Source organism: Lactobacillus helsingborgensis (assembly GCF_003173695.1).
In the GTDB taxonomy this organism is placed as follows: domain Bacteria; phylum Bacillota; class Bacilli; order Lactobacillales; family Lactobacillaceae; genus Lactobacillus; species Lactobacillus helsingborgensis.
The window spans coordinates 1,400,384-1,413,009 of sequence record NZ_CP029544.1 but is presented as its reverse complement, the minus strand read 5'-3'; the positions used below and the strand labels follow the sequence as shown (position 1 = coordinate 1,413,009).

General features: G+C 37.4%; 10 protein-coding genes. All 10 read left to right on the top strand.

The features are described 5' to 3' along the window. The first annotated feature begins 1 nt into the window (after position 1). The 10 genes from mfd (at position 2) to dusB (ending at position 12,610) form a co-directional block, all read left to right on the top strand. On the top strand, positions 2–3,496 hold the full coding sequence (gene mfd / locus DLD54_RS06865; RefSeq protein ID WP_109918683.1) for a transcription-repair coupling factor: 3,495 nt from the start codon (positions 2–4) through the stop codon (positions 3,494–3,496). 9 nt (positions 3,497–3,505) lie between these two features. Next, positions 3,506–3,748: an RNA-binding S4 domain-containing protein gene (locus DLD54_RS06860; protein WP_038523812.1), complete on the top strand. Its 243-nt coding sequence runs from the start codon at positions 3,506–3,508 to the stop codon at positions 3,746–3,748. 73 nt (positions 3,749–3,821) lie between these two features. Further along, positions 3,822–4,199: an FtsB family cell division protein gene (locus DLD54_RS06855; RefSeq protein WP_162542268.1), complete on the top strand. Its 378-nt coding sequence runs from the start codon at positions 3,822–3,824 to the stop codon at positions 4,197–4,199. Then, positions 4,199–4,567: a S1 RNA-binding domain-containing protein gene (locus DLD54_RS06850; protein ID WP_046327500.1), complete on the top strand. Its 369-nt coding sequence runs from the start codon at positions 4,199–4,201 to the stop codon at positions 4,565–4,567. The genes DLD54_RS06855 and DLD54_RS06850 overlap by 1 nt, the downstream gene beginning before the upstream one ends. Further along, positions 4,554–5,810, top strand: coding sequence for a tRNA lysidine(34) synthetase TilS (gene tilS, locus DLD54_RS06845; protein ID WP_109918681.1), 1,257 nt, complete (start codon positions 4,554–4,556; stop codon positions 5,808–5,810). The genes DLD54_RS06850 and tilS overlap by 14 nt, the downstream gene beginning before the upstream one ends. 86 nt (positions 5,811–5,896) lie before the next feature. Further along, positions 5,897–8,158: an ATP-dependent zinc metalloprotease FtsH gene (gene ftsH, locus DLD54_RS06840; RefSeq protein WP_109918680.1), complete on the top strand. Its 2,262-nt coding sequence runs from the start codon at positions 5,897–5,899 to the stop codon at positions 8,156–8,158. 48 nt (positions 8,159–8,206) lie between these two features. After that, complete coding sequence (gene hslO, locus DLD54_RS06835; protein ID WP_109918679.1) at positions 8,207–9,079, top strand: Hsp33 family molecular chaperone HslO; 873 nt, start codon at positions 8,207–8,209, stop codon at positions 9,077–9,079. 55 nt (positions 9,080–9,134) lie between these two features. Further along, a complete protein-coding gene (locus tag DLD54_RS06830) occupies positions 9,135–10,736 on the top strand; it encodes an ATP-binding cassette domain-containing protein (RefSeq protein WP_109918678.1) in 1,602 nt (533 codons plus the stop codon). Between the two features lie 116 nt (positions 10,737–10,852). After that, entirely contained in the window at positions 10,853–11,494 is a 642-nt protein-coding gene (locus tag DLD54_RS06825; protein ID WP_046327495.1) for a histidine phosphatase family protein, read from the top strand. Between the two features lie 96 nt (positions 11,495–11,590). Further along, positions 11,591–12,610, top strand: a complete 1,020-nt coding sequence (dusB, locus tag DLD54_RS06820; protein WP_046327494.1) for a tRNA dihydrouridine synthase DusB — start codon at positions 11,591–11,593, stop codon at positions 12,608–12,610. Positions 12,611–12,626: the final 16 nt, after the last annotated feature.

The following is a 12,626-nucleotide window of genomic DNA, read 5'->3' as shown; positions in this document are numbered from 1 at the left end:
AATGCGTTTAACAGAAATAATAGCCAAAGATCATGATCTGACAGATTTTATTAATAGAACTACTACAGTTAAAAATTCACTAATCACCGGTGCTAATGCCGGTGCTTTCGACATGCTCTTGTGCCAGATTGTAATGACACTGGCAAAACCGATAATTTTACTGGAAGAAAACGAGAATAAGGCTCAGAAAATCTATAGTGAATTAGTCCAGCTTTTGCCTGAAGAAAGCGTGCAGATTTTTCCAGTTGATGCTACAATTGCGACCCAAACTGCTGTTACCTCACCAGATGAGTTGAGCAGCCGTATTCAGGCTTTAAATTTTTTGCTGAGCGCAGAAAAGGGCGTGGTGGTCGCTACTCCCCAAGCTTTGCAATATAAATTATCTGCTCCAACAGACTACCAAGCAGCAAGACGTGAATTTAAGTCGGGAAAAGAATTCGATTTATCTGAATTAACAAGTTGGTTAGTCCAAGCGGGTTTTCGGCGAGAAAATTTGGTTGCCAAGCCAGGTGAATTCGCCTTACGAGGAGATATTTTGGATATTTATCCTCTTGATCGTGAAAGTCCCGTGAGAATAGAATTCTTTGGTGATGAAATTGACACTATCAAGGAATTTGATCTTGCCAGTCAAAGAAGTCAAAAACAAATTGACCACTTATTTGTATCTGCAGCTCAGGACCGTGTTTTTACTAAAAGCGACTTTGAGCGCGCTGCTAAGATGATCAGAAAAGCAGTGGCAGATGCTCCTGCACCTGAAAAAAATGTCAGTGAGCATTTTGCTGACGCTTTAGCTGAGTTAGATAATGGCTTTTTGCCCCAAAATTACGCTTTTTTAGTTGATTTTTTAATTGACAAGCCGCGCAGTTTACTTGACTACTTGTCAAATACTGGCTTGGTAATGTTAGACGATTGGCCATTAATAAATCAAGCCGTTAAGACGGTGGATCAGCAAAATCAGGGCTTTATTGATGATGAGTTAAAGACTGGTGCGATGATTCCCGGACAGAGTTTGAGGAGCGATTTTCACAAGGTCTGGGGCAAAGATGAGCATAATCATATCTATTTTTCATTATTTCAACGCAGTATCGGTAGAATAAAACTGGGTCAGTTGTTTGACTGGCAAACTAGAGAACCCGAACAGTTCTTCAGTCAAATGCCCCTGATTAAGTCTGAAATCGAATCATTTCAAAAAAAGGGTCAGACCGTTATTTTGCAAGCTGACAATAATAAAAGAGCTAAGCAAATCAGTCAAACAATGGCTGAATTTGGTATGGATGTTCCAATAGTGAACCCTGCCGATTTAAGTGAAAAGCAGACCCAAATTACAGTGGGCTTTTTCGCTAGTGGTTTTACCTTACCTAATAATAATTTAGTTTATTTAACTGAACACGAGCTTTTTAATAAAGTAACTCATCACAATCGCAGAATTAGAACTTTAGAAAATGCGCAAAGATTGCGTAGTTATACCGAACTAAAGCCGGGAGATTACGTTGTTCATGTTAATCATGGTATTGGTCGCTTTGAAGGGATCAAGACTTTAGAAAATAACGGGGTCAAACGAGACTACATTACCATTACCTATCAACATGGCGATCAATTATTTGTTCCGGCTGACCAGTTGAAGCTTGTGCAAAAATATGTCGCTTCAGAAGGTAAAAGACCACACGTCAACAAACTCGGTGGCAGTGAATGGGCTAAGACTAAAAGTCGTGTGCAGTCGAAAGTTGAAGATATTGCCGATGAATTAATTGATCTTTATGCTAAGAGAGAATCGGAAAAAGGATTCGCCTTTTCAAAAGATGATGATTTACAGCGCCAATTTGAGGATGCTTTTCCTTATGTGGAAACGCCGGATCAGTTGCGGTCAATTAAAGAAATAAAACATGATATGGAGCAAGATAAACCCATGGACCGTTTACTAGTAGGGGATGTGGGTTTTGGCAAGACCGAAGTAGCGCTCAGGGCAGCTTTTAAAGCTATCGAAGATAATAAACAAGTGGCTTTTTTGGTGCCTACTACTATTTTGGCGCAACAACATTATGAAACCATTCAGGACCGTTTTAAGAATTTTCCTGTTAACTATGCTGTCTTGTCCCGTTTTCAAACTCCAGCTGAAGCTAAAAAAATTACTGCAGGTTTAAAGACGGGTAAAATTGACTTAGTAGTTGGTACACACAGGTTATTGTCAAAAGATGTGCAATTCAAAGACTTGGGCTTGCTGATAGTTGACGAGGAGCAACGATTTGGGGTAAAGCATAAAGAAAGGCTAAAGGAATTAAAAGCTAATATTGATGTTCTTACATTGACCGCTACGCCTATTCCGCGGACTTTGCACATGTCTATGGTCGGTGTGCGCGACCTTTCAGTTATGGAGACGCCCCCTTCTAATAGGTACCCCATTCAAACTTATGTAATGGAGCAAATCCCAAGTGTTGTTAAAGATGCCTGCTTGCGGGAGATGGAACGCGGCGGTCAGGTGTTTTACTTGCATAATCGTGTGCGGGATATTGATGATGTGGTTACTGAACTAGAAAACTTAATTCCTACGGCGAGAATTGTCAGTGTGCATGGTCGGATGAGCAAGAATTTGATGGAAGATATTTTATATCGTTTCTTAAATCGCGAATTTGATATTTTAGTCACTACCACCATAATTGAAACGGGCATTGATATGCCTAATGTCAATACTATGATTGTTGAGAATGCTGATCATTATGGCTTGAGTCAACTTTACCAATTGCGTGGTCGGATTGGTCGCAGCGCACGTTTAGCTTATGCTTATTTCTTATATCAACCTAACAAAGTGCTAACAGAAATTGGAGAAAAGCGTTTAGACGCAATACGTGATTTTACTGAACTGGGTTCCGGTTTTAAAATAGCGATGCGTGACTTAGCTATCCGCGGTGCTGGCAATATGTTAGGCTCACAGCAACATGGCTTCATTGATAGTGTTGGTTACGACCTATATTCACAAATGCTGGCTGATGCTATTAAAAATCGTAAGACTAAGAAGAAAGTCAAAAAGAGTAATACTGAAATTGATTTGGGTCTTGAAGCATATATTCCAGATAATTATATTGGTGATCAAGAAGAAAAAATTGAATTTTATAAGAAGATAAAATCCGCAACTGCTGCTGACATAGTGCAAATTCAGGATGAATTGATTGATCGTTTTGGAAATTATCCAAAACCGGTTGAAAATTTATTGGCAATTTCCGCATTAAAATCCGAGGCTGATTTGGCCCAAGTACGCAATATTACCAAAATAAGTGCCAATCAGATAAAAATCGAATTTGCAAGAGCAGCTTCTGATGAACTAAAAGGACCAAATATTTTTAAAGCACTGGAACATGTTTCATTTAAAGCTAAAATCAACCTGACTCCGTCTAAGAGAATGGTTGTGCTGTTGGAATTGCCTACTAATATAAATAACCGGCAACTATTCAATAATTTAATTACTTTTATGACTGCAGCAAGTGATATTATTCAAAGATAAGGAGAAAATATGAGAATTGATAAATTTTTAAAAGTATCCCGCTTGGTTAAAAGACGCCCGGTGGCTAAGGAAATGGCGGATCAAGGTCGAATTAAAGTGAATGACCACGTAGTCAAATCCAGTTATGACGTCAAGATTGGAGACATCATTGAAGTAGGTTATGGGTCAAAACAAGTTAAAGCTAAGGTTTGTGCTATTAAAGAAACAACCAAAAAAGCCGAAGCCAGTGAACTATACGAATTGCAAAATTAGTCTTTTCTTTAATGACATTTTTAGGTGGTCTTGCTATAATTAAAATAGTATTGTTTTGGTAATAGAGGTCGAAATTATGAACGGTCCACGTATATATAATTCACTTAGCCCGGAAGAACAAATAGCACGACTAAGACGGAAACAGGAAAAAAGAGAAAAAGAAGTACACCGTGTGCGGCGTAATCGGATAATTGCTGCTTTTGTGGTGATTTTTGCCTTTTTAGGCGTGCAAATCGGTGTCACCCACGCACAAACTGACCGTATTAACGGGCAAGTAGAAGCTTCGAAAAAAACTCTTAAAAAAATAAATATTCAAAAGCAAACACTAATTGCTAAGAAAAATGATTTAAAGGATCCTGATTACGTGGCCAAGTTAGTCCGTTTTAAATTTCTTTATTCTAAACCTAACGAAACAATTTACAATTTACCTGAAGGAAAAAATAATAATTAATGAAATACCAAGTTGGTCAAAGACTTACAGGAACTATTAATAATATTAGTGATTTAGGCATTTTTGTTACGCTTCCACATCACGTTTCTGGATTGATTCACCATAGTGATTTTGGTAATGACTGGTTGCGCGAAAAAAATAATTTTAATATTGGTGAGCAAATTAGAGTGGTAATTATCCATAACTATAAAGGTAAAATAGCTCTCTCAAAAAAGCGGGTTAATGATCCAGAGATAATTGATCATACTAACCCTTTTTCTGACACAAAAAATGCAGATTTTGATTCGGTTCTATCTCAAACCATTAAAAATGCTAGAAGCGAAATTAAGAATTTAGAACATGAATTGATTAGTTATGCAGATAGATAATTTTTTTAAAAAGCACGCTTTACCACTAACTGGTAAAACTTTAGTTGTTGCAGTTAGTGGTGGACCTGATTCCTTGGCGCTACTCGATTTACTATATGAACTAAAAAGCCGCTATCAATTTAAGTTGATAGCGGCTCATTTGGATCACAAATTAAGATCTGATTCTTTTAAAGAAGAAAACGTGATTGCTAAGTATAGCCAAGGTAGGGATATCAAGGTAGTAAATGGGTATTGGCCGCCAAAAGAACACCCTAATGTTGGCATTGAAGCCGCAGCGCGAAAATATCGTTACCATTTTTTAGTGCAAGTGCTGCAAGAAAATCACGGTGATTATTTACTGACTGCTCACCATGTGGATGATTTATTAGAAAACATTCTGCTGAAATTTATTCGCTCAGGAAATCCTGGTGAAATGAATAGTTTGCAGGCGATTAGTTCAGTAAATGGTTTTACATTACTTAGACCACTTTTGACACAGAAAAAAGCTGATTTGCTTTTATACGATCAAAAAAAGGAAATACAGTATGTCATTGATCAAACAAATAACGATGATGATACGTTACGTAACAGGCTACGACATCACGTGGTTCCGTTATTAAAACAAGAAAATCCTCAAATTACTGAGAATGCTATTAGGTTTAACGAGCAAGTTAGTTTGTTGACAGAATTAGCAAGTCAAAATTTTGCACGAATTAAGCGGCCTGAAAAGTATTTAGGCTTTGCTTACCGTTTAAGAAAAGATGAACTTAAAGAATTAACGCAAGGCGAACAAGCAGCCTTTTGGCAGAATTTTATTTGGGAGACATGGCATCAGCGGGTAAGTAAATATTTAGCTAATTATACTTTACTCAGCTATCAGGATTACTTTTATTTATTCAAAGATTTACCTACCTTATCAACCCCCAAAAAAGTCCATTTAGATCATGAATTCGCTTTTGGTCAGCGGCATTTTTTCCTTTCATTAACAGAACATTTATCGCATCGTTTAATAGGCAAATTTTTTGCGCCAGCAAGCGCGAATTTTAGTGTTGGATCCATTAAAACCGGAACAAAGTTATTATTAAAAAACGGCGACCATGTTAAAAGCAAGAAAAAATTTGCTGAAAGTGGCATCCCTAATATATTGCGTCCATATTGCTTAACGATATATGATAATAACAATGTTGTTTTCGTAGAACAAACATACTGTTACCAAAAAATTGCTGCTAAACAAAAATGTTATTTTTTGTATGAGGACAATTAATAAGAAATTTTAAAATATTAGAGCATAAATAGAATTTGTGATAAACTTTTATTCGTATATCTCTAGAAACTTTGCGGAGGTTTTTTATGAAAAATAACCGGAATCGGCTGTTTTCAAACGGCTTGTTCTATATACTTGTTTTCCTTTTATTAATAGGAGCAATTAACTGGGCAGTTGGCGGATCAGATAATTCAGGCAGCAATGAAAATATTAGCTACTCCGAATTTGTCAAGGATTTGCGCGACGGAAAAGTTAAAAACTTTAATGTTCAGCCTGCTAATGGCGTATACAGCGTTTCAGGAACTTATAAGGAAGCACAAGAAAGTAAAGCACAGTCAAAAAATACATTTGACTTTTTTAACGGTAGTTCAGGTTCAAAAGTTACTCGCTTTTCAACCACGATGTTACAAAATGATTCAAGTGTGTCCAAAGTTCAGGACTTAGCGCAAAAAAATGACGCTAAGATGACTACTCAAGGTGAGTCGCAATCGGGCAACTGGATTTCTACACTTGTGATGTTTGTGCCAACCATCCTCTTTATCGTTATGATATGGATGATGTTCAGCCAAAGTAGTGGTGGACGTGGTGGTAACGGCGGCATTATGAACTTCGGTCGGTCACATGTGAAGCCCGAAGATCCTAAGAAAAACAAGGTACGGTTCTCTGATGTAGCCGGAGAAGAAGAAGAAAAGCAGGAATTAGTTGAAGTCGTTGAATTTTTAAAGAATCCGGCTAAATTTACTAAATTGGGTGCTAAAATTCCTTCCGGCGTTTTGCTTGAAGGTCCTCCGGGTACTGGTAAAACTTTACTAGCTCGTGCTGTAGCGGGTGAAGCAAACGTACCATTTTTCTCAATTTCAGGTTCTGATTTCGTGGAAATGTTTGTTGGTGTTGGTGCCAGTCGTGTACGTGACTTGTTTACTAATGCTAAAAAGAATGCACCCAGCATTATCTTCATTGACGAAATTGATGCTATCGGTAGAAGACGTGGTGGTAATGCCAGCGGTGGCGGCAACGATGAGCGTGAGCAAACTTTAAACCAATTACTGGTAGAGATGGATGGTTTCGAAGGTAATGAAGGTGTGATTGTTATTGCCGCTACTAACCGCTCTGATGTTTTGGATCCGGCACTTCTTCGTCCTGGTCGTTTTGACCGTAAAGTTTTAGTAGGTACCCCAGATGTCCGCGGCCGTGAAGCAATTTTACGTGTTCATGCCAAAAACATGCCTTTAGCTGATGATGTCGATTTAAAAGAAATTGCAAGACAGACCCCTGGGTTTGTTGGGGCAGATTTGGCCAATTTACTTAATGAAGCGGCACTTCTTGCTGCCAGAAGAAACGGTAATGATATTACTGCGTCTGACTTGGATGAAGCTGAAGATCGTGTGATTGCTGGTCCTGCAAAGAGAAATAGCTTAATTTCTCAAAAGGAAAGACGTAGAGTAGCCTTTCACGAAGCCGGTCACTCTATTTGTGGTTTAGTTCTAAGTGATTCTCGAACAGTGCGCAAAGTTACGATCGTACCTCATGGCAGAACAGGTGGTTATAACTTGATGCTGCCAAAAGATGACCAGTTCTTGCTAACTAAGAAACAGTTGATGGAACAAATTGTTGGTCTAATGGGAGGACGTGCAGGAGAAGAAGTTGTAGTAGGTGACCAATCTACCGGAGCGTCTAACGACTTTGAACAAGCTACACAGATTGCTCATAGTATGGTTGTTAACTATGGTATGACTGATTCATTGGGAATGGTTGAGCTTGAAAAAGAAGGCGAAACCAATCCTTACGGCTTTAAGCCATATAGTGAAGCTACTTCTGCTAAGATTGACGAGGCCGTTAAGAAGTTACTTGATGAGGCCCATGCTAAAGCAGTTGAAATAGTTAAAAATAATCGGGAAAAACACCGGATTATTGCCGAGGCTTTACTGAAATATGAAACCTTAGATGAGAAGCAGATTATGTCTCTTTATACTACTGGCAAAATGCCTGAAAAGACAGAGCAGGAATATCCAAGCGAATCTAAGGCTTCCACTTATGAAGAAGCTAAAGCTGCTGCGGAAAAGAAAGAAAGTCAATCTCAGAAAAAGAACATAATCAATTCAGATGAGGCTCAAAAAGAAAGAGATACTTCATTAGAATCACCTAAACAAAAAAATGAAGAAGCGGAAGAAACCAATCCTGAAAATCCAGAAAGAGCTGAATTTCCAAAGGAAACGGATCTTACTACTGAAGAAAAAACTTCTGCTGAAAAGCAACTTGAACCTGAAAATAAGGATTTAGGGCAAGAGCACAATTCTGAAAATAACGAGGATCATTCACAAGGTGAAAATGATCACTCACAAGACTGATAAAATTAATAGAGCCTACTTCAGGCTCTATTTTTTTAGGAGAATGAAATGAACGATTATTTAGTTAAAGCAATAGATAAAACTAAAAATTTACGCTTATTAACAATTACAGCTACGAACTTGGTTCAAGAAGCACAAACTCGTCATGATACATGGTCAGCTTCTTCTGCCGTGCTCGGACGAACCTTAGTTGCAGGAATTTTACTTGCTGGAGCCGAATTGACTGACAAGGAAGAACTGACCGTCAGACTTTTGGGTGATGGTCCTGTTGGTCCAACAGTTGTAACCGCCAAGTCTGATTTAACGGTAAAAGGCTATGTTAAGAATCCCCATATTGCATTACCCCCAAAGAAGAATGGTCATATTGATGTGAAAAAAGCTGTTGGTAAAGGTTGGCTTGAAGTTACTAAGGATTTAGGATTGAAGAAGCCGTATACAGGACAAGTGCCAATTGTATCTGGTGAAATCGCTGAAGATATTGCCTATTATTTAACAAAATCTGAACAAATTCCGTCTGCTGTCGGCTTATCAGTTTTTGTAAATCCTAATAATACAATTGGTGAAGCCGGTGGATTTATGTTGCAGGCATTGCCTGGGGCTTCCGATAGTTTAATTACTGAAACTATCAATCGTATCAATGATTTACCTGCTCTTTCGAGCGCCTTTTTAGATGGATTAACTCCTGAAAAACTTTCAGCTATGATTTTGGGGGATGATTGTAAAATCTTGGAAAAAGATGAAGTTGCTTTTAAATGTGATTGCTCTAAAGAAAAATATGGTAATATTTTAGCAACTTTAAAGGACAGTCAGCTGAAAGCCATGATCAATGAAGACCATGGTGCTGAGTTGACATGCAACTTTTGCGGTAATAAATATCAATTTTCAGAAGAGGAATTAAAGGCAATTTTGTCCGCAAAATAAATGGTAAAGGACAGATAAATCTTGTTTTCTTTTGAGTGAAAAGGGAAAGTAAATTATGGCTTGGAAATATATACGAAAAATAATAACCAGAATTGGAATTGTCAAAGTTGCACTTTTTAGCGCATTTCTTTTTGCTGGTTATGTCGTGTATTTTGCCCAACCATATTTAATTACTAAATTATTTGAGCCAAAATTGAACCGTGATTTACAAATATTATTGGTATGCGCATTAGCTCTTTCGCTGATGATGGTGCCAATTATTAATAGCTGTAATAATTCGTTTATTCAGGCTGTCCGTAAATATTCAAAACAAATTTTGTGGGAGTCTGTTGTTAACAAACCTTTTAGATATTATTCAGACAAGCCGGTTGGTATGGTTCAAAGTTATATTAAAGATGTTTCGTTTGCCTGTCGCGAATTGGAACAAACCAGTTTGGCGGTTGTTGTGCAAATGACAGTAATGCTAATTATGTATTCAGTAACGCTCAGCTTGCAAAATTTGGTTGTTGGTATGTCATACTTGTTTTTCTTTTTAGGCTACATGATGGTCTCAGTTTGGATGGCCAAGCGAAATAGAAGTAACGTGGCAGCTTCACTAAAGAGTGCTTCTAAAGTCAATGAGTACATTATCGATTATTACCGTAACGTTGAAACGGTTTTAGCAAGTGATTCCAAAGACTTTGAAGAGCACAACATGGCTAACATTTTAAATGAAGAACAAAAATCTTTTACCAATGTGCAAAAAATTACTAATATTGCCTCTTTGTTTCAGCAATTCTTAATTGTTGTTTTGGCGTGTATTATTGTGATTCTGGGACAAGTGTTAACGGGAACAAAAGGAAATTTGTCACTTTCACTAGTTTTGGTTCTGTTATATTCTATTGTTAATTTGTCCGGCTTTGGCACCCAATATCTGGCTATTGAGGAGCTTTTAAATAGAATTCGGGCTGGATTAAATGAACTGGAATATGGAAAAGAAACACCTGCTCCTAATCTGCCTTTTAAACTTGATGGAACTAAGAACGCAATTTCTTTGGAATCTATCAGTTATGCTTATCAGAACAACCAACAAGTTTTTCACAACTTAGAGTTAGTTTTTCCCAAAAATAAGCTGACCGCTTTAGTAGGTCCAAATGGTTCTGGTAAAAGTACACTATTAAAAATTTTGACGGGTTTTTATCAGCCACAGTCGGGACAAATTATTTTGCCTTTTGTCAGTCAACCAACTTTACTGTATTTGCCCCAAAGTGCGCAGCTATTTAATCGTTCGATTATAGAAAATATTTGTTATCCAAAACAACAAGTTACAACAGAACAGTTGCTTACTTTAATTAAAGAAATTAACCTTGATACTTTGATTAAGTCTGCTGCTGATCTCACTGTCAAAACTCCGGGAGATTTCAAAAATAAGATTTCTGGTGGTGAAAAGCAAAAAATACTTTTTTTAAGAGCAATTGTCTCAAAACCACAAATATTGTTGTTGGATGAATTTACCAGTAATTTGGATGAGAAAACAATCATTCTTGTTTATCAGATGATAAGAAAGTATTTACCCTTGACTACTATTATTAGCGTGGTTCATCGCTATGACGAATTAAAATACTATGATGAGGTAGTTCAACTTGGTCAACCACATAATTTTAAAAATCAATTTTAATAGTGAGCCTGCCCTATATTACTCATTTTTATTAGCTTTTCTTAGGAATTAGCCGATATGTCCATACCAACTTTGCTATAATGAAGAAGTTGGATAAAGATTTAAGGAGAATATTAATGCTAAATGTATTTATTGTGCGTCATGGTCAAACAGATACTAATAAAGTGGCAGCTATTAATGGTTCTGGCACTGATTTGCCTTTAAATAAATTGGGAAAACAACAAGTTGAAACATTAAGAGATAGTTTTGATATTAACAAGATTGATTATATTTATGCCAGTCCACTAACCAGGGCTCGTCAGACTGCAGAAATTTTAGCTCAGGGTAAGCTTGAGGTTAATGTCGATGAGCGTCTGAAAGAAATTTATTTTGGTAATTGGGACGGTCAAAGTATTGAAGAAATACAAGAAAAATATCCCCAAGCATTCGATGAACTAGGGTATTTTAAAGAAAATTATGTCGATTATTGTACTGGTGAAAGTTATCAGCACCTGGCAGATCGTTTAATGGATTTCTGGCATGAATTGGTTAATAATCATGAACATGAATCTGTTTTATTGGTTTGCCACGGTATTGCATCTCGGACTTTGGTGCAAACTTTACTAGGAATTCCCAGTATGACGGAGATCAGTTTGATTCAAAATGCAGCTGTCATTAATTTAACTGTAGACGATCAGACTAAAAAAGTATTTTTGCGGTATTATAACAGGATTGCGCCTGGGAAATTTTTTATTGAGGATAAACATGGAACTGCTTAATCAAATAGCCTTACCTTTTTATTATGAAAAGGACTGTTGATTTTGCATAAATGATCCTTTTTGTTAAGATATTAGGGTGTTTGAAAGGGTGATTAAGTGGATAATAGCTGGAAAATTCGCGATTTAACGATTGCTAATCGAGTTGTTGTGGCGCCAATGGCTGGTGTATCAAATTCTGCGTTTAGAATGATTTGTAAGGAATTTGGTGCTGGTCTAGTCGTATGTGAAATGATTTCAGATCACGGTATCATTTATCGTAATAAAAAAACCATGTCTATGATGAAGGTGGATCCGCGTGAGCACCCGATGAGTATTCAGATTTTTGGTGGTACTGAAGAAACTTTGCTTGAAGCAGCGCAATATATCGATCAGCATACCGCAGCCGATATAATTGATATTAATATGGGTTGTCCTGTTCCTAAGGTTACTAAAACAGATGCGGGTTCTAAATGGCTTTTGGATTCTAATAAAATTTACCAGATGGTACATAAAGTTGTCCAAAATGTTGAAAAACCTGTTTCTGTTAAAATGCGTATTGGATGGGATCGTAAACATATTTTTGCGGTGGAAAACGCTTTGGCGGCCCAAGAAGCTGGTGCCAGCATGATTGCAATGCATGGTAGAACGCGTAAGCAGATGTATATGGGAGAAGCCGATTGGGAAACACTTCATGATGTTGCTCAAGTTCTTGATATTCCATTTGTGGCAAACGGTGATATTACGACACCAGAATTAGCCAAAAAAGCTCTAGCTGAAATTGGCTCTACCGCTGTGATGGTAGGGCGTGCAGCATTAGGTAATCCTTGGATTATCAAAGATATGGTACACTACTTAGAAACTGGTGAAAGACTAAAACCGCAAACAGTACGAGAGAAAGTTGGCACAGCTAAGCATCAACTTAAAGGTTTAGTTGACTTAAAAGGGGAAAAAATTGCTGTTCCCGAGTTTAGGCAACAAGCTGCTTACTATTTAAAGGGAGTTCCCCGTTCGGCTCGTACTCGTGCTAAAATAAATGAGGTTTGGACAGCACAAGAAGTTTATGATTTGCTCGATAACTTCGTTGACGATTATGAAAAGCGGCAAAAACAAAGAGCTGCTAGAAGTGAAACTAATTAATAATGGAGGAATTGTA

Bases quoted from the DNA above. Each gene is read 5' to 3' on its own strand.
- mfd (WP_109918683.1), top strand. From the start codon at position 2: ATGCGTTTAACAGAAATAATAGCCAAAGATCATGATCTGACAGATTTT.
- DLD54_RS06860 (WP_038523812.1), top strand. From the start codon at position 3,506: ATGAGAATTGATAAATTTTTAAAAGTATCCCGCTTGGTTAAAAGACGC.
- DLD54_RS06850 (WP_046327500.1), top strand. From the start codon at position 4,199: ATGAAATACCAAGTTGGTCAAAGACTTACAGGAACTATTAATAATATT.
- tilS (WP_109918681.1), top strand. From the start codon at position 4,554: ATGCAGATAGATAATTTTTTTAAAAAGCACGCTTTACCACTAACTGGT.
- ftsH (WP_109918680.1), top strand. From the start codon at position 5,897: ATGAAAAATAACCGGAATCGGCTGTTTTCAAACGGCTTGTTCTATATA.
- hslO (WP_109918679.1), top strand. From the start codon at position 8,207: ATGAACGATTATTTAGTTAAAGCAATAGATAAAACTAAAAATTTACGC.
- DLD54_RS06830 (WP_109918678.1), top strand. From the start codon at position 9,135: ATGGCTTGGAAATATATACGAAAAATAATAACCAGAATTGGAATTGTC.
- DLD54_RS06825 (WP_046327495.1), top strand. From the start codon at position 10,853: ATGCTAAATGTATTTATTGTGCGTCATGGTCAAACAGATACTAATAAA.